The following is a 19,161-nucleotide window of genomic DNA, read 5'->3' on the forward strand; positions in this document are numbered from 1 at the left end:
AAAGCTTAATGACACTTAATGACACAGACCTTAATGACACGACCGAATCATAAACTAACCCAATCATAAAACGAACCCATCATAAAACTAATCTTTGATAAAATTCCACATATTTACACTACTCCATCATAAAACACAGAGAAAAGACAAAAAACACGGGAAAAAGAGCAGAAAAGAGGGGGCTTTGATGCAAATAGTGTTAAAAACACACTATAGAAGAAAAAAAGTTAGGGAAAAGTATTGTGGTTTCAAAATAAAATTGTAATTTTACACCCAAAATTAGTAAACAACATTAAAAGCAACCTAGAAATGAACAACGTAAAGAACCTTTTTATGGGAGTTGGTTTCGCAGCAGTCGCTACCCTCTCAGCATGTTCTTCAAGCAGCAATGCTAGTTTAACACAGTCAGGCTTGAATCCAGCAGACTTCGATTCTACTGTTTTGGGCAAGAAGACTGAGTTAGTTACCCTCAAGAATGCCAACGGCATGGAGGTTTGCCTCACCAACTATGGTGGTCGTGTAGTTTCCATCTCTGTTCCTGACAAGGATGGCAAGCCTACAGATGTAGTGCTCGGCTACGACAACATCCACCAGTATGCAGACACCCTCAACTCTCCTTCTGATTACGGATCATCAGTAGGCCGTTACGCCAACCGTATCAAGGACTCCAAGTTGACTCTTGCAGGCAAAACATATAATCTGAAGCCAAACGACAATGGCAACTGTCTTCACGGCGGTGGTACTACCGGTTGGTTGAACCAGGTTTACGACATTACAGAGAAGAATGATTCTTCTGTAACCTTCACTATCCAGGCAAAGGATGGCGAGAATGGCTTCCCTGGCAATGTTACTGCAACAGCAAAATATACGGTAAAGAGCAACAATACACTCGATATCGAGTTTGGTGCTACAACCGATAAGGAGACCGTGGTTAACATGACCAACCACAGTTACTTCAACTTGAATGGCGATCCATCCAAGGAAGGTTTCGACCAGGTAATGTACATCAATGCTGATAAGTTCACACCTGCAGATTCACTCTATATTCCAACAGGTGAAATCAAGGACGTAGAAGGAACTCCAATGGACTTCCGCACTCCTACCGAGATTGGCAAGAAGGTAGATTACAGCTTCGACCAGATCAAGAACGCTACAGGTTACGACCACAACTGGTGTCTGAATACCTATAAGGATGGCAAGGGCGACGACAAGACCGTCTGCGCAAGCCTCTACTCTCCAAAGAGCGGAATCCTCCTTGAAGTCTTCACCAATGAGCCAGGAATCCAGGTTTATACAGGTAACTTCCAGGGCACAGGTATTGCCTGCAAGCATGGAATCAAGTATCCTAAGCACGTGAGCGTCTGCTTCGAGAGCCAGAAGTATCCTGATTCACCAACCAAGATTGCCCAGGGCGTAAAGGGATGGACAGATGCAACCTTGAAGCCAGGAGAGAAGTACTACTCTCACCTCGTTTACAAGTTCAGCGTTAAGAAGTAAGGAATGGCTACGCGGCGGATTACAAATCCGCCGAAACCCAAATAAGGAAGGCAAAGCGGCGGATTGCAAATCCACCGAATTCCATAGGATTAAGCATCCAATAAAAGAAAGAATAAACAATAATAAATAAACAAACGATCTTATAGTAATTATGAATTGGAATTCAACAGAATTCGTATGGCTTGATTGGACAGTACTCGCCATTGGTGTAATCGGCGTAATCTGGGCTGTCTGGCATGCGATTGTGAAAGACAGAAAGGCTCAGAAGGGCGAAGACTCTTCTGCTTACCTCTTCGGTAAGGGCGAGCCATGGTATGTAATCGGTATGGCTATCTTCGCAGCCAACATCGGTTCAGAGCACCTCGTGGGTCTTGCTGGTACTGGCGCCAAGAGCGGTGTAGGTATGGCTCACTGGGAGATGCAGGGTTGGATGATCCTCATCCTCGGTTGGTTGTTCGTACCTTTCTATCAGTTGCTCATCAACAAGATGGGTAAGATCATCACCATGCCAGAATTCCTGAAGTTCCGCTATACTCAGCGTACAGGTTCATGGCTCTCTATCATCACACTCGTTGCTTACATTCTCACCAAGGTGAGCGTTACTGCACTTACAGGTGGTATTTTCTTCGAGTATCTCTGGGGCTTGAACTTCTGGGCAGGTGCTATCGGTTTGATCATCCTCACCACCATCTTCACCGTATTCGGTGGTATGAAGGGTGTAATGACATTGTCAACCATCCAGACTCCTATCCTCGTCATCGGTTCATTCCTCGTGCTCTTCCTCGGTCTCTCTACCCTCGGCGGTGGAAGCGTCTCTGCAGGTTGGGCAGATATGATGGACTACTGCGGCAAGTTGAACAACGGCTACGGAACAACCCACATGTTCCACTGGGAGGCAGGTGACTCAATGTATCAGGAGTATCCAGGTTTCGTAGTATTCATCGGTGCAACCATCATTGGTTTCTGGTACTGGTGTACTGACCAGCATATCGTTCAGCGTGTACTCGGTCAGGTTCCTGGCGAAAGCAACGTAGAAGTTATGAAGCGTGCCCGCCGCGGTACTATCGCAGCCGGTTTCTTCAAGGTTCTCCCTTGCTTCATGTTCCTCATTCCAGGTATGATTGCAGCAGCCTTGGCTCAGAAGGGCGCAATCCAGATGAACGAGACTGATGCAGCCTTCGCCATCATGGTAAAGACCGTGCTTCCTGCAGGTATCAAGGGAATCGTAACCATCGGTTTCATCTGCGCACTCGTTGCTTCATTGGCAGCATTCTTCAACAGCTGTGCTACCCTCTTCACCGAGGACTTCTACAAGCCATTGAAGAAGGGAATGTCTGAGGCTCACTACGTACTCGTTGGCCGTATCGCTACCGTAGTAGTTGTAATTCTCGGTTTTGCCTGGTTGCCAATCATGATGAAGATGGACACCCTTTACAACTACCTCCAGGGAATCCAGTCACTCCTGGCCCCAGCCATGGTAGCAGTATTTGCGATGGGTATTTTCTTCAAGAAGATTACTCCAAAGGCAGGCGAATACACCATGATCACCGGTTTCCTCATCGGTATGCTCCGCCTCGTCACCAACGTCATTACCGATACTGGTAAGGCAACAATGGATGGTGCGTTCTGGGATTACACAGCATGGTTCTGGCAGACCAACTGGCTCGTGTTCGAGTGCTGGCTGCTCATCTTCCTCATCATCTTCATGGTAGTAGTGAGCTGCTTCACTCCAGCCCCAAGCAAGGAGCAGGTAGAGGCTATCACCTTCACATCCGACTTCAAGAAGTCTATCCGTGAGAGCTGGGGTGCGTTCGATATCATTGGTACAATCGTAGTAATCGGTCTCTGCGCTGCATTCTACGCTTACTTCTGGTAAAATATAGAACTGGTAAAATATAGAAAAAGTTAGGAGTTAGAAGCTGAAAGGATGGAATTTTCCTTTAGTGTGTATAGTTAGCAGGTTCCTGTCTTCTCCTTCTGACTCCCAACTTCCCTAAAGAAACTCTTTGGCGACAAGGCTCCCTTTTAGAAACTCAGTCAGAAGAGCATTCAGAAGCGCAGCCATAAGCTGAAGTAAACAAAACTATCAATCAAATTCATTGAATCTTAACATCAAAAATCAACACGACCATGACGCAGTTTTATAACGAATACCCCAAGGTTCTGGTTTCCGTGGATTGCATTATCTTCGGATTTAACGGCAACAACCTTCAAGTCCTGATAGGCAAACGAAAGATGGACCCGGGACGTGGCGAATGGTCACTCTATGGTGGTTTCGTTGGAGCCAACGAAAATCTAGAGGACGCTGCAAACAGAGTTATCCTGGATCTAACTGGAATGAAGAACCTCTATATAAGACAAGTGGGTGCATTCGGCAGAATCGACCGAGACCCAGGTGAGCGAGTTATCTCCATCGCCTATTGCGCCCTCATCAATGTGGTAGATTACGATGATAGTCTCCGCATCGAACACGGTCTGGAATGGGTAAGTCTGAACGAACTTCCAGAACTCTATTCCGACCACCGCACCATGATTCACGACGCCATCTGTCAGATCCGCCGTCGCATCAATCATGAGCCACTGAGCTTCAAGCTCCTCCCCGACCTCTTTACGCTGACTCAGCTTCAGCACGTATTCGAGGCTGTGATGGGAGAAGAGATTGACAAGCGCAACTTCCGCAAGCGCGTGAAGGATATTGACTTTATCGAGAAGACAGAACTCATCGACAAGGTTACTTCGAAACGAGGTGCCGCCCTCTACCGCTTCAACAAGAAAGCATACGAGGAAGACCCATCGTTCATCTTGAAATAGAAAATAAATAACTTTAACGAAATATATTATGTTAGAAGAATTAAAAGAAAAAGTGTTCAAGGCAAACCTTGACCTGGTGAAGCACAATCTCGTGCTCTTTACATGGGGAAATGTAAGCGGAATCGACCGTGAGAAGGGTCTGGTTGTCATCAAGCCATCAGGTGTTGACTACGACACCATGAAGGCGAGCGATATGGTAGTAGTTGACCTGGAGACCGGCAAGGTTGTTGAAGGCGACCTGAATCCATCTTCAGATACTCCTACCCACCTGGTTCTCTACCGTGCATTCCCAGAGTTGGGCGGCGTGGTTCACACCCACTCTACCTACGCTACAGCCTGGGCTCAGGCAGGATTGGACATCCCTAACATCGGTACTACCCACGCAGACTATTTCCACGACTGCATTCCTTGCACCGATGCAATGACAGAGGATATGATGGCCGAGTATGAGCACAATACAGGTGTAGTCATCGTTGACAGATTCAAGAAGGACAATATCAATCCGGTTCACACTCCAGGCGTACTGGTGAAGAACCACGGTCCTTTCACATGGGGTAAGGATGCTGACCAGGCTGTCTATCACGCAGTGGTAGCCGAGCAGGTGGCAAAGATGGCGTTCATCTCTTTCAGCGTGAATCCAAACACCACCATGAACCCATTGCTCGTAGAGAAGCACTTCAACCGCAAGCACGGTCCTAACGCTTACTACGGACAGAAGAAGCACTAATCTCCGAATGAGATTGATGCTGACAGAAGAAAAAAAAGATTTTCAATAACACAATATTTAAAAACAACAAACAATCATGATTAAAGCATTTGAGAATTTAGAAGTATGGTTTGTAACTGGTGCACAGCTTCTTTACGGAGGCGAGACAGTTAAGATAGTAGATGGTCACTCAAAGGACATGGTAGATGGCCTGAACAACAGTGGCATCATCCCTATCAAGGTGGTTTACAAAGGCACAGCTAACTCTTCTGCAGAGGTAGAGGCTGTGATGAAGGCTGCCAACAACGACGCTAAGTGCGTGGGTATCATCACATGGATGCACACCTTCTCACCAGCTAAGATGTGGATCAAGGGTCTGCAGGCACTTGAAAAGCCTCTCCTCCACTTCCATACACAGTATAACGCAGAACTCCCTTGGGATTCTATCGACATGGACTTCATGAACCTCAACCAGTCAGCTCACGGCGATATCGAGTTCGGTCACATCTGCACCCGTATGCGCATCCCTAGAAAGGTAGTTGTAGGTTACTGGAAGAGCGAAGAGGCTCAGAAGCAGATTGCTACATGGGCTCGCGTAGCTGCAGGTGTTGCTGATGCTCACAACGTACGCTGCTTGATGTTCGGTATGAACATGAACAACGTAGCCGTAACTGATGGCGACCGCGTAGAGTTCGAGCAGCGCATGGGTTACCACGTAGATTACTACCCAGTATCTTCACTTATGGAGTACTACAAGAAGGTTACTGATGCTGAGGCAGATGCACTCGTTGAGGAGTACAAGAAGGAATACACCATCAAGATTGATGAGTCTGGCGAGGAAGTATATTGGGAGAAGGTTAAGAACGCAGCTAAGGCTGAGATCGCTCTCCGTCGTGTATTGAAAGATGAGAACGCAGTAGCATTCACTACCAACTTCGATGACCTCGGCGATGCAGACATCGACGATCCTAACTTCTGCGGTTTCGACCAGATTCCTGGTTTGGCTTCACAGCGCCTGATGGCAGAGGGTTACGGTTTCGGTGCAGAGGGTGACTGGAAGACAGCTTGCCTCTTCCGCACACTCTGGGTAATGAACCAGGGCTTGGAGAAGGGTTGCTCATTCCTCGAGGACTACACTCTCAACTTCGCTGCCGACCGCACATCTAGCCTCCAGAGCCACATGCTCGAGGTTTGCCCATTGATCGCAACAGACAAGCCAAAGCTCGAGGTTCACTTCCTCGGCATCGGTATCCGCAAGCAGCAGACAGCTCGCCTCGTATTCACATCTAAGACAGGTAAGGGTGTTAAAGCAACAGTAGTTGACCTCGGCAACCGTTTCCGTCTCATCGCAAGTGAGGTAGAGTGCATCGAGCCAAAGGCAATGCCTAAGCTCCCTGTAGCTTCTGCTCTCTGGGTTCCACAGCCAACCTTCGAGATTGGTGCAGGTGCTTGGATCCTCGCTGGTGGTACTCACCACAGTGCATTCTCTTACGACATCACTGCTGAGTACTGGGAGGACTTCTGCGAGATCCTGGGTATTGAGTTCGTCAACATCGACAAGAACACAACTATCAGCAGCTTCAAGCAGCAGCTCCGCAACAACGAGATTTATTACATGCTCAACAAAGCATTGCGATAATTAAAGTAAAGAAAACATTTAAAAAAAATGAGCGCAAAAACTATTATAGAATCAGGTAAGGCCATTCTCGGTATCGAGTTTGGCTCTACCCGAATCAAGGCTGTCTTGATTGACACCGACAACAACCCTATCGCACAGGGTAGCTTTGAGTGGGAAAACCAGTTGGTTGATGGTTTGTGGACTTACAGCATCGACACCATCTGGAAAGGTTTGCAGGATTGCTACGCTGACCTCCGCAAGAACGTGAAGGCTGAGTACGACTGCGAAATCAAGCAGTTGGCTGCTATCGGTATTTCTGCGATGATGCACGGCTACATGGCTTTCGGCAAGGATGAGAACATCCTCGTTCCTTTCCGCACCTGGCGTAATACCAACACCGCCCAGGCAGCAGCCGAGCTTTCAGAGCTCTTCCACTTCAACATCCCATTGCGTTGGAGCATCTCTCACGTTTATCAGGCTATCCTGAACGGTGAAGAGCACATCAATAAGATTGACTTCCTCACCACGCTCGCTGGTTACATCCACTGGCAGCTCACTGGCAAGAAGGTTCTGGGCGTAGGCGACGCATCAGGTATGCTCCCTATCGATTCCAACACCAACAACTACGATGCAGAGATGGTGACTAAGTTCGATAAGCTCATCGAGCCAAAGAACCTGGGCTGGAAGATTCTCGACATCCTTCCAGAGGTATTGAATGCAGGCGAAGATGCAGGCGTTCTTACCGAGGAAGGAGCGAAGAAGCTCGACCCATCTGGCAATCTCCAGGCTGGTACTCCTCTCTGTCCTCCAGAGGGTGATGCTGGTACGGGCATGGTGGCTACCAACGCTGTTCGCCAGCGTACAGGTAACGTCAGTGCAGGTACTTCATCTTTCTCTATGATCGTGTTGGAGAAAGCCTTGAGCAAACCTTACGAAGTCATTGATATGGTGACAACTCCAGACGGCAGTCCTGTAGCCATGGTTCACTGCAACAACTGTACTTCCGACCTCAACGCTTGGGTTGGTTTGTTCAAGCAGTACCAGGAGTTGCTCGGTGTTCCGGTAGATATGAACGAGGTATTCGGCAAGCTCTACAACCACGCTCTTGAGGGCGATGCTGATTGCGGTGGCTTGATTGCTTACAACTACATCTCCGGTGAGCCTGTAACCGGTTTGGCTGAAGGTCGCCCAATGTTCGTACGTTCTGCCAACGACCACTTCAACCTCGCCAATTTCATGCGCGCCAACCTCTACGCTTCAGTAGCCGTATTGAAGATTGGTAACGATGTATTGTTCAAGGACGAGAAGGTGCAGGTGGACCGTATCACCGGTCATGGCGGTTTGTTCAAGACCAAGGGTGTAGGTCAGCGCATTCTTGCAGCAGCCATCAACTCCCCTATCTCTGTCATGGAGACTGCAGGCGAAGGTGGTGCTTGGGGTATTGCCCTGCTCGCAGGCTATCTCGTAAACAATGCAGAGAAGTTGAGCCTGGCTGATTATCTCGACCAGAAGGTATTTGCCGGCAATACAGGTGTAGAAATTGCACCTACAGCAGAAGACGTAGCTGGATTCGACAAGTACATCGAAACCTACAAGGCTGGTCTTGCCATCGAAAAGGCAGCTGTAGAGAACAAGAACTAACTTTTAAGTGGACTCAGCAACAAAATATCAATACGTTTGTGGGGGGAATCAGCCTCCACAAACGTATTATTCTAAAAGTTAATAAAAATTTAAACTTATAAGAATGATGAATAAACTCTTTGCAACCACACTCTTATCTACAGCGGTTGCATTCTCAGTTCAGGCTCAGGATGTAACAGGAACTATCCATGCGAACCAGGGAACTCAGAAAATCAACCGCGAAATCTACGGACAGTTTGCTGAGCATCTCGGTAGCTGTATCTATGGTGGACTGTGGGTAGGTCCGGAGTCGAACATTCCTAACACCCAGGGTTACCGCAACGACGTGCTCCAAGCTCTCAAGGACTTGAAAGTGCCTGTTTTAAGATGGCCTGGAGGATGCTTCGCCGACGAATACCACTGGATGGACGGAATCGGTCCGCGTGAGAATCGCCCTAAGATGCAGAACAACAACTGGGGAGGAACCATCGAGGACAACTCCTTCGGAACCCACGAGTTCCTGAATCTCTGCGAGATGCTGGGCTGCGAGCCTTACATCAGCGGTAACGTAGGTTCGGGAACGGTAGAGGAACTGGCTAAATGGGTAGAATACATGACCAGCGACGGCGATACTCCGATGGCAAAGCTCCGCCGAAAGAACGGACGCGACAAGGCCTGGAAGGTAAAGTACCTCGGAGTGGGCAACGAGAGCTGGGGATGCGGTGGAAACATGCGCCCAGAGTACTACTCTGACCTCTTCCGCCGTTACTCCGTATATTGCCGCAACTATGATGGCAACGAGCTCTACAAGATTGCATCAGGAGCCAGCGACTATGATTACAACTGGACCAAGGTGCTGATGGACCGTGTAGGTCACCGTGCCAACGGAATCTCCCTACATTATTATACAGTAACCGGCTGGGACGGCAGCAAGGGTTCTGCCACCAAGTTCAGCAACGACGACTACTACTGGACCATGGGCAAATGCCTCGGCATTGAAGACGTGATCAAGAAGCACGAAGCCATCATGGACAAGGCTGACCCTAAGAAGCAGATCGGTCTGCTCGTAGATGAATGGGGAACCTGGTGGGATGAGGAACCAGGAACCATCAAGGGTCACCTCTATCAGCAGAACTGCATGCGCGATGCTTTCGTGGCAGCCCTCACACTCAATGTGTTCCACCGTCACGCCGACCGCATCAAGATGGCAAACATCGCCCAGGTGGTAAACGTGCTCCAGTCTATGATCCTCACCGACACCAAGGGCACCGGTCACATGGTTCTCACTCCAACCTACCACGTGTTCAAGATGTACAAGGACTTCCAGGATGCAACCTATCTCCCTATGGACGTGAAGTGCGATTCTATGGATGTTCGTGGCGATGTTCACGCCAAGGACGGCAGAAAGATTCCAGTGGTTTCTACATCAGCTGCCAAGAAGGCAGACGGCACCGTAGTGGTTTCACTCGCCAACGTAAGCCTCGATAAGGCTCAGGAGGTAGTGTTCAGCCTCGATGGACTGAAGGCTCCAAAGACAGTGGCAGGCGAGATTCTTACCTGCAAGAAGGTGAGCGATTTCAACGATTTCGAGCACCCGGATGTAGTGAAGCCAGCAACATTCAAGGATGCAAAATTGAAGAAAAACACCTTGAAAGTGAAAATTCCTGCAAAATCTATCGTAGTTTTGAAAATAAAATAGTACTTTTGTAGGATAAATTGCTTACATCATCAGTTCTCTTCTCCGCAAGAGGCTGATAAGCAATCAGTTTCAGACCTCTTTCGGCCTAAACAGGGAGAGGGCGGAACGTTTCAGCAGAAAAACAATAACAACAATATTAAATACATTTGTATGATGAACGACATTAAAGTAATGAATCATGCAGCAGATAATATCCGTATCTTGGCTGCTTCAATGGTAGAAAAGGCAAACTCTGGTCACCCAGGTGGTGCTATGGGTGGTTCTGACTTCATCAACGTACTCTTCTCAGAGTACCTGGTTTATGATCCAGCAGATCCAACATGGACTGGCCGCGACCGCTTCTTCCTCGACCCAGGTCACATGAGCCCAATGCTCTATGCTGGTTTGGCTTTGCGTGGTTTCTTCTCAATGGAAGACCTCAAGCAGTTCCGCCAGTGGGGTTCTGTAACTCCAGGTCACCCAGAGCTCGATCTTCAGCGTGGTATCGAGAACTCATCAGGTCCTCTCGGTCAGGGTCACGCACTCGCAGCTGGTGCAGCTGTTGCCGAGAAGTTCCTTGAGGCTCGTCTGGGTTCAACCATGATGCAGCACAAGATCTACGCATACATTTCTGATGGTGCTGTAGAGGAGGAAATCTCTCAGGGTGTAGGTCGTATCGCCGGCAACCTCGGTTTGAACAACCTCATCATGTTCTACGATTCCAACGACATCCAGCTCTCTACAGAGTGTGGCGTTGTAATGAACGAGGATACAGAGATGAAGTACAAGGCTTGGGGCTGGAATGTCATCAAGATCAATGGTAACGACGTTGCTCAGATCCGTGAGGCTCTCGATGCTGCCCAGAAGGAGCAGGATCGCCCTACCCTCATCATCGGTAAGACCGTAATGGGTAAGGGTGCTCTCCGCGCAGACGGCACAAGCTACGAGGCTTGCATCAATACTCACGGTGCTCCTCTCGGTGGCGACGCTTACGTCAATACAATCAAGCACCTCGGTGGTGATCCTGAGAATGCATTCGTTATCTTCGACGATGTAAAGGAGATCTACGCTAAGCGTGCTGAGGAGTTGAAGAAGATTGTTGCTGAGCGCAAGGCTGCAGAGGCTGAGTGGCGCAAGGCTAACCCAGAGAAGGCTGCTCAGATGGATGAGTGGTTCAGCGGCAAGGCTCCTAAGGTAGATTGGAGCAAGGTTGAGCAGAAGGCTGGTTCAGCTACTCGTGCTGCTTCTGCTGCTTGTCTCGGTGTTTTGGCAGAGCAGGTTCCTAACATGATCTGTGCATCTGCTGACCTTTCTAACTCAGATAAGACAGACGGTTTCTTGAAGAAGACCAAGAGCATCGTTCGCGGTGATTTCTCAGGTGCTTTCTTCCAGGCAGGTGTTGCTGAGTTGACAATGGCTGATATGTGTATCGGTATGATGCTCCACGGTGGTGTGGTTGCAGCAATGGGTACATTCTTCGTATTCTCTGATTATATGAAGCCAGCTGTTCGTCTCGCTGCCCTGATGCAGGTTCCAGTTAAGTTCATCTGGACTCACGATGCATTCCGCGTTGGTGAGGACGGACCTACTCACGAGCCAGTTGAGCAGGAGGCACAGATCCGCTTGATGGAGAAGTTGAAGAACCACGCAGGCAAGGACAGCGTTCGCGTATTCCGTCCAGCTGATGCTGACGAGACTACAGTTTGCTGGAAGCTCGCTATGGAGAATGTTGAGACTCCTACAGCGCTCATCTTCTCGCGCCAGGGCATCGCTAAGTTGCCAGAGGGAACAGACTACGAGCAGGCTGCTAAGGGTGCTTACATCGTAGCAGGCAGCGACGAGAATCCAGACGTTATCCTCGTAGCAAGCGGTTCTGAGGTTTCTACATTGGAGGCTGGTTGCGAGGCTTTGCGTGCCGACGGCATCAAGGTTCGCGTGGTAAGTGCTCCATCAGAGGGCTTGTTCCGTGGTCAGAGCAAGGAGTATCAGGAGAGCGTATTGCCAAAGAACGCTAAGATCTTCGGTATGACTGCTGGCCTTCCTGTAACACTCCAGGGTCTCGTAGGCGCCAACGGTAAGGTTTGGGGCATGGAGAGCTTCGGTTTCTCTGCTCCTTACAAGGTGCTCGATGAGAAGCTCGGCTACACAGGCGAGAACGTTTACAAGCAGGTAAAGGCTTTCTTGGCTGAGGCTTAATTAGCATAAACTAAACAGGAGTTGGAAGCTGGAGTTGGATATTTTGCCGGATGGCAGATTTCCATTTCCGGCATCCGACTCCTTTCACTCTTTTAATATTAACCTTGTGAAGGATAAGGGTTTACCCCGGTTTCTTCACTTAAAAATTTAAAGTATTATGGAAGTAAAGACAGTTGGTATTGCATGCGACCATGCAGGTTTTCCATTGAAGCAGTTCGTATTGGAATATTTGGAGAAGAAGGGTTATCCTGTAAAGGATTACGGTACATACAGCGATGCGAGTGTTGACTATCCTGACTTCGGCCATGCGCTCGGCGAAGGCATTGAGAGCGGCGAGGTTTATCCAGGTATCGGCATTTGCGGCAGTGGCGAGGGAATCGCCATGACTTTGAACAAGCATCAGGGTGTACGTGCCGGTTTGGCATGGTGCAAGGAGATTGCTCATCTCGTTCGTCAGCACAATGATGCCAATGTATTGGTACTTCCAGGACGTTTCATCGACAACAAGACCGCCGAGGCTATCCTCGACGAGTTCTTCGCTACTACCTTCGAGGGTGGCCGTCATGAGCGCCGCGTCAAGAAGATTCCTGTTCAGAAGTAAGGAAGGAGTTAAAGGAATTTTAAGGAGTTAAAGGAGTTAAAGGAGTTAAGGAGTTAAGACGATTGTCATGTAGCTTAAAACTACGCCCAAAAGACTGTTGTCTTAACTCCTTTAGCTCCTTTACTCCTTTTAACTCCCCCATCTCTTCATATAATAATTTATAACCATCAAAACATAAAGATTATGAGCAAATATTTTGCAGAGTCAGAACTCATCATCAATGAGGATGGAAGTTGCTTCCACCTTCATCTGCGCCCGGAGCAGGTGGCTGACAAGGTAATCCTCGTAGGCGACCCAGGCAGAGTAGCCCTCGTAGCATCCCATTTCGAGACCCAGGAGTGCGAGGTTTCCAGCCGAGAATTCCACGCCATCACCGGTACATATAAGGGCAAGAGAATCACCGTGCAGAGCACCGGAATCGGATGCGACAACATCGACATCGTGGTCAACGAGCTGGATGCGCTGAAGAACATCGATTTCGCTACCCGCACCGAAAAATCGGAGCACACCACCCTCACCCTCGTGCGCATCGGAACCTGCGGCGGCTTGCAGCTCAACTGTCCTGCCGGAACCTTCGTCGCTTCACAGAAGAGCATCGGTTTCGATGGACTCATCAACTTCTATGCCCGCCGCAACGAAATCTGCGACCTCGAGACCGAGGCTGAATTCAAGCGCCAGGTGAAGTGGAACGACCAGATTGGCAATCCATACTGCGTGAACAACGACCCGGAACTGCTCAATCAGATTGCCAGCGACGACATGGTTCGCGGAATCACCATCGCCTGCGGCGGATTCTACGGTCCTCAGGGCAGAGAGCTCCGTGCCCCGCTTGCCGACCCGGAGCTTAACCAGAAGATTGAAGCATTCGAGTATAAAGGCTTGCGCGTCAACAACTTTGAGATGGAGAGTTCTGCCCTGGCTGGTCTTTCTCTCCTCTTAGGCCATAAGGCACTCACCTGCTGCATGGTCATCGCCAATCGCCGTGCCCTCAGTGCCAACACAGGCTATAAGAGCACCATCGACAACTTGATAAAAGTTGTATTAGATAGAATCTAGTTCATTGCAGCAATACGCCCTGAAAGGGCAAAAGCTTTAAAATAAACAAGAAAGAATGAAGAATCAAGAAGAATGTATCTGCGCCCTGGCAACCCCAGCTGGCGGTGCAATCGGAATCATCCGACTCAGCGGCTCCGACGCCATTACCCTCACCGACAAAATCTTCCAGTCAGCCAACGGCAAATCCCTGGAAGAAGCCAAGCCCTACACCCTGCATTATGGAGAAATCAAGGATAAGGATGGCAACACCATCGATGATGTACTGGTGAGCGTGTTCCGTGCACCCCACAGTTATACAGGCGAGAATTCCACCGAAATTTCCTGTCACGGCAGCCGGTACATTCTTCAGCAGGTTCTCCATCGCTTTACGGAGGTAGGATGTCGCCAGGCAGAACCCGGCGAATACACCCGTCGTGCCTATCTCAACGGCAAGATGGACCTCTCGCAGGCAGAGGCAGTAGCCGATCTCATCGCCTCTACCAACAAGGCAACCCACAAGATGGCGCTTAGCCAACTGAAGGGTCACTTCAGTAACGAACTCTCCCTGCTGCGCGAAAAATTATTAAAGATGACTTCGCTCCTGGAGTTAGAGCTGGACTTCAGCGACCACGAGGAACTGGAGTTTGCCGACCGCAGCGATCTCCAGGCACTAGCCGAAGAAATCAATCATAAGATTACCACCCTCGCCCACTCCTTCGAGACCGGCAACGCCCTGAAGCAGGGAGTAGCCGTAGCCATCGTAGGCAAGACGAATGTGGGCAAGAGCACCCTGCTCAACCGTCTGCTCCACGAGGAAAAAGCCATCGTGAGCGACATTCACGGAACCACCCGAGACGTAATCGAAGACACCACCCTCATCGACGGAATCACCTTCCGCTTCATAGATACGGCAGGAATCCGCAAGACGGATGATGTGGTAGAGAACATCGGAATAGAGCGCACCTTCCAGAAGATGGAAGAGGCGAAGATTGTAATCTGGCTATTGGACGAGCAGCCATCGGTCTCAGAAATCGAGGAGATGAAGCAGAAGAACCAGGGCAAGAAGCAGCTGGTGGTATTCAATAAGATGGATAAGCTGGAGGATGAAAAGCTTGAGCTCGATAAGTTCACCCATTCCTGCGGTTCAGATTCCTGCGAAACAGAATCCACTGAAGCAGAATCCCCACTCTTTATCAGTGCCCGCACGGGCGAGAACGTTTCATCCCTGGAGCAGGCATTAGTAAAAGCCGCTGATATTCCGGAGATTACCGAGAACGACGTCATCATTACGAGTGCCCGCCACTACGAGGCTCTTCTCCGTGCCCAGGATTCCCTCTCCCGAGTATTGGAGTCGATGGAAATGGGAATGAGCGGCGACATCATCGCCGAGGATTTGAAAATGGTACTGGAGGAGCTGGGAGAAATCACCGGCGGCCAGATCAGCAGCCAGGAAACACTGAACAACATCTTCAAGCATTTCTGCGTGGGGAAGTAAGTCGTGATAAACAACGATTAATATCGACAATAAATGATAGTTAAGGTGCTCAAAATGAGCACCTTTCTTTTTAGCCTTACTATTGGTTATAATCAATGATAAGGCTTTTTTAGCACCTTTTTGTACCGCTCTTGTACCTCCACTTTTCAAAAGTAATAATTTGAGACTCCATTTTTGGCAAATGAGTGCAAGATTGCCGAGAGTTTTGGACAATGATGGACGATGATATAAGACTATTGAAAATAAACGGAGTAATGACAGACGACTTTTTCTACAATAAATTAAGTAAAAAAGTATAAAAAGCGTACAAATGACAGCAAGCAAAGAAAGAATTCTAAAAATTTGCGAGTATTGTGGGAAGAGCTTTTATGCATCAAAATCCACAACTCGTTATTGCTCCAAGCAATGCAACAGTTATGCCTATAAGGCAGCAAAACGTGAGGAGAAAGTAAAGATGGCTGAGACAATGAGCCACCGAAAAGCTTCCGAGAAATCCATGTCTGAAATCCTCGTGAAAGAATACCTCACTATTCAAGAGGTCGCTATACTTTTGGGACTAAGCAGACAGACCATATATAATATGGTGTATAGTGGTAAGTTGCGAGCATCCAAGATTACTTCTCGTTTATCTTTAATCAGAAAGCGAGATATAGATTATCTTGTTGATAGTTTGCCATACACCACAAAAAAAAGTGCTTCAAAAGAAGCAGTTCATGCAAACCGAGAGCTACCTGTTCCAGAATATTACTCTGCCAAGGAAATTGCAGAAGTCCACAACACTTACGAGACGGCCATCTATGAGATAGTCAAGAAAGTCAAGATTTCAAGAATATCCATACAAGGAAGAGTATATTGGAACAAGAAAGAGGTGGATGATTATTTTGCACACCTGTCTCCAGATCCAACCATCAGTGAATGGATGACTGTTATGGACATTCAACAGAAATATTGTATGACGAAAACAGCCGTATATAGTTTCGTTAGTCACAATGCTATTCCAAGAAAAATGGAAGGTAACAATGTTCTGTATTCCAAGCGTCATGTACAATTGGCAAAAGGTGAATCCGTAGAAGACCAACTTTATTATACAATACCGGAGGCCATGAAGTTGTATGGTTTAAGTCAGGACCAGATTTATAAGCGTATCAAGAAATACGCTATTGAAAAGGTGAAGATTGGCAAGTATATCAAGATTTCCAAGCGAGATTTAGAGAAAGCTATCGGCAAGCCTAAGGTTATTTAGTGGTTATCAAAAGGTTAAGTTGTACCCCATTACATAACTCTATTATTTTGCAATCGATTTCAAAGATCTCTTAATACAGGATCATATATGAAACATAAGTATCACATTATAAAAAGTAAACATCATGGTAAATACATGTACAAGAGTTTCTCTTCGCCAAAGAGCGATTAAAAACGACCGTATTTCTCTTTATTTGGATTTCTATCCACCAGTACGCAACCCTGAGACTATGCAAATGAGTCGCAGGGAATATTTAGGTATCTATATCTATGCTCATCCAAAGAATGAGATGGAACGTGAGTTTAATACAGATATGCTCAACAAAGCAGAGGCCATCCGTTGTATCAGAACCCAATCACTCATCAATGAAGAATTTGGTTTTTTGGACAAAACACGACAGAAAGCTGATTTTTTGGCATACTTTGAGAAGATGACACATAAGAAAGATGACAAGTGGACATGTGTCTACAAGCATTTCTTCAAATTTGTTCAAGGTCATTGTACATTTGGGGATGTGACAGTGGAACTTTGCAAAAAGTTCAGAGAGTATCTTCTGAATGCAAATCAGTTGAATCGAACAAAACAAAAGGTATCTCTCAACTCTGCAGCAGGTTACTACTCTACTTTCCGTGGTCTCTTAAAAATCGCCTATCGTGACAAGTGGCTGCGTGAGAACATCAATGACTATCTGGACAAGATTGAGCCACAAGATGTAAAGAAGGAGTTTCTTACCCTCGATGAAGTAAAGCAGTTGGCAGCTACTCCTTGCGATATACCTGTACTGAAGTCTGCCTCCCTCTTTGCTTGCCTCACTGGATTGCGAATCAGCGACATCTTAAAATTGCGTTGGGAAGACTTCGAGATAGCTCCCGACCAAGGCTATTGCTTGCGTATTCGTACCCAGAAGACTCAGACCGAGGCAACCTTGCCTATCAGCAACGAGGCATACGAACTATGTGGTGAACCAAGCACGGGTATCGTGTTCAAGGGATTGAAGCGCAGCATGATTAACCATCCCCTTAAAGCATGGTTGAAGAAGGCAGGAATCACCAAGCCATTTTCATTCCATTGCTTCCGGCACTCGTATGCAACAATCCAAATCGCCTTAGGCACAGACATTTACACGGTTTCGAAGATGCTTACCCATAAGAATGTAAGCACAACACAGATATATGCCGACCTCGTGAACGCAAAGAAAAGAGAGACAGCAAATAAGATTTCTCTTAAATAAAACCATTGCATTCATTTCATGGTGCCCGATATTGAAAAAATGTTCAATATCGGGCTTTTTAGTTAAAGGCTCCTAAAAGTTTTACGTGAGTCACGCGTGACTCACGTGTCAGTTTCTGCTGTTTTTCCTATTTTTGCGCCACAAATGATTAATAATACGCAATATGAAACAGTTTAAAAAAGAATTTATGACACAGCATTTATTGGTTTTGTGTGCAATGTCTATCATTGGTGCACTTGTTCGCAACGAAGCTATGCAATATGGTGTAGACACCTTTAGCTGCAACTTGACGTTCGTTATCTCAACCACCATACTGATGGTTGTTTATCTCCATGCATTAGATAGTATCGTACGATTGCTTGCCCCATGGTTTAAGCATATCTTTTGTAATACAGTAAACAATACAGAAAGAAAGCGTCTGTCTTCTATTGCCATCAATGAAACAAATACATATGATGAGGGAGAAGAGCTAAACCTGGAAGATGTAACTTTCGTCTATGCAGATGAAGCCTCTTCTTGTATTACAAGCTATGAACAGTTGAGACAGGAAGCATTGGAAGACAAAGCCAAAAAGGAAAAGGTCTTGTTAAACTCAGCTATCGATTATACCAGAAGAACTTTTGCTGCCTACATGAAAGAGGAGCATTTGAACCAACTTTGTGACAACATCGCTATTTTCCAGTGTTGTGCCTCTACACACATGAGACATCATTCATTGATTGTTGATAAGGCTATTCGCACTATAGACTTAATGCATTATGCTTGGAATATAGGAAATCTCTTCAAGAAGAAAGGCATTGATACAGCAACCTTTATAAAACAAGTTTTTGCTGATGCGCTGGTTGATGTGGAAATATCCACTATTATAAGGAAGTTAAGAATGGAAGGTACCTGCATCATTGAATTACTACCAAGCTTAGATGTTCAAGGCGGAATCAAGACAAATTATTGTTGCTGATAAGCATTGAGCGGTTATTCAGAGTTTATATCTCAGTGATATTTATCCCCATTACATAACTCATTTACTTTGTACCCGAATAATAAAAAATGAACAGATATGATAAATGAAAGTATCACCTTTGATAAGTTACCACAAGCGGTATCTTATTTAACAGAACAAGTTATCGAGTTGAAGCAAATGGTATCAGCACTTCAACCTACATCATCAGCAAATAACCATATATTGGTTGAGATTGATGAGGCTGCTATTATTATAATGAAGTCGAAGCCAACCATTTATCGATTGGTTAACCAAGGCATTCTACCATCCTATAAAAAAGGTAAGAAGCTATACTTCTATAAGGATGAGCTGCTTGCATGGATTGAGAATGGTCGAAAAGCTACCAAGGAGCAGAACCATTCTGAAATGCTAAAAGCCATGCAAGGTGGAATGAAGCGCAAACCCAAGTCAATGTATAATTTTTAACTCT

At 47.0% G+C, this 19,161-nt stretch carries 15 protein-coding genes; all 15 read left to right on the forward strand.

What is annotated here, in order from left to right:
- Positions 1-309 precede the first annotated feature (309 nt).
- The 15 genes from CFT61_RS01015 to CFT61_RS01085 all read left to right on the forward strand — a co-directional run bounded on the left by CFT61_RS01015 (position 310) and on the right by CFT61_RS01085 (position 19,157).
- Complete coding sequence (locus tag CFT61_RS01015; protein WP_089542633.1) at positions 310-1,497, forward strand: aldose epimerase family protein; 1,188 nt, start codon at positions 310-312, stop codon at positions 1,495-1,497.
- A 151-nt stretch (positions 1,498-1,648) separates the two neighbouring features.
- Positions 1,649-3,373 (forward strand): sodium:solute symporter, encoded by a 1,725-nt coding sequence (locus CFT61_RS01020; RefSeq protein WP_089542634.1) that lies wholly within the window; start codon positions 1,649-1,651, stop codon positions 3,371-3,373.
- 254 nt (positions 3,374-3,627) lie between these two features.
- Positions 3,628-4,308: an NUDIX hydrolase gene (locus CFT61_RS01025; protein ID WP_089542635.1), complete on the forward strand. Its 681-nt coding sequence runs from the start codon at positions 3,628-3,630 to the stop codon at positions 4,306-4,308.
- Between the two features lie 28 nt (positions 4,309-4,336).
- Positions 4,337-5,035 carry an L-ribulose-5-phosphate 4-epimerase gene (locus tag CFT61_RS01030; protein ID WP_006846778.1) on the forward strand — a complete coding sequence of 233 codons (699 nt, stop codon included), beginning with the start codon at positions 4,337-4,339 and terminating at the stop codon, positions 5,033-5,035.
- 76 nt (positions 5,036-5,111) lie between these two features.
- Complete coding sequence (gene araA, locus CFT61_RS01035; protein WP_089542636.1) at positions 5,112-6,653, forward strand: L-arabinose isomerase; 1,542 nt, start codon at positions 5,112-5,114, stop codon at positions 6,651-6,653.
- A 27-nt stretch (positions 6,654-6,680) separates the two neighbouring features.
- The gene (locus CFT61_RS01040; RefSeq protein WP_089542637.1) at positions 6,681-8,273 is read left to right on the forward strand and encodes a xylulokinase; all 1,593 of its coding nucleotides are present in this window, start codon (positions 6,681-6,683) and stop codon (positions 8,271-8,273) included.
- 103 nt (positions 8,274-8,376) lie between these two features.
- On the forward strand, positions 8,377-9,951 hold the full coding sequence (locus CFT61_RS01045) for an alpha-N-arabinofuranosidase (protein ID WP_176425460.1): 1,575 nt from the start codon (positions 8,377-8,379) through the stop codon (positions 9,949-9,951).
- 153 nt (positions 9,952-10,104) lie between these two features.
- A complete protein-coding gene (locus CFT61_RS01050) occupies positions 10,105-12,126 on the forward strand; it encodes a transketolase family protein (RefSeq protein WP_022122119.1) in 2,022 nt (673 codons plus the stop codon).
- Positions 12,127-12,283: 157 nt separating this feature from the next.
- Complete coding sequence (locus tag CFT61_RS01055) at positions 12,284-12,727, forward strand: RpiB/LacA/LacB family sugar-phosphate isomerase (protein ID WP_089542638.1); 444 nt, start codon at positions 12,284-12,286, stop codon at positions 12,725-12,727.
- Positions 12,728-12,910: 183 nt separating this feature from the next.
- Positions 12,911-13,783 carry a nucleoside phosphorylase gene (locus CFT61_RS01060; RefSeq protein ID WP_089542639.1) on the forward strand — a complete coding sequence of 291 codons (873 nt, stop codon included), beginning with the start codon at positions 12,911-12,913 and terminating at the stop codon, positions 13,781-13,783.
- Between the two features lie 55 nt (positions 13,784-13,838).
- On the forward strand, positions 13,839-15,257 hold the full coding sequence (gene mnmE, locus CFT61_RS01065) for a tRNA uridine-5-carboxymethylaminomethyl(34) synthesis GTPase MnmE (RefSeq protein WP_089542640.1): 1,419 nt from the start codon (positions 13,839-13,841) through the stop codon (positions 15,255-15,257).
- 310 nt (positions 15,258-15,567) lie between these two features.
- On the forward strand, positions 15,568-16,500 hold the full coding sequence (locus CFT61_RS01070; protein WP_089542641.1) for a helix-turn-helix domain-containing protein: 933 nt from the start codon (positions 15,568-15,570) through the stop codon (positions 16,498-16,500).
- A gap of 124 nt (positions 16,501-16,624) precedes the next feature.
- The gene (locus tag CFT61_RS01075) at positions 16,625-17,731 is read left to right on the forward strand and encodes a site-specific integrase (RefSeq protein WP_089542642.1); all 1,107 of its coding nucleotides are present in this window, start codon (positions 16,625-16,627) and stop codon (positions 17,729-17,731) included.
- Between the two features lie 163 nt (positions 17,732-17,894).
- Positions 17,895-18,689 (forward strand): hypothetical protein, encoded by a 795-nt coding sequence (locus tag CFT61_RS01080; protein WP_089542643.1) that lies wholly within the window; start codon positions 17,895-17,897, stop codon positions 18,687-18,689.
- A gap of 99 nt (positions 18,690-18,788) precedes the next feature.
- Positions 18,789-19,157, forward strand: coding sequence for a helix-turn-helix domain-containing protein (locus CFT61_RS01085; protein ID WP_089542644.1), 369 nt, complete (start codon positions 18,789-18,791; stop codon positions 19,155-19,157).
- Positions 19,158-19,161: the final 4 nt, after the last annotated feature.

Origin of the sequence: Segatella copri (assembly GCF_002224675.1) — a bacterium.
Taxonomy (GTDB): domain Bacteria; phylum Bacteroidota; class Bacteroidia; order Bacteroidales; family Bacteroidaceae; genus Prevotella; species Prevotella copri_U.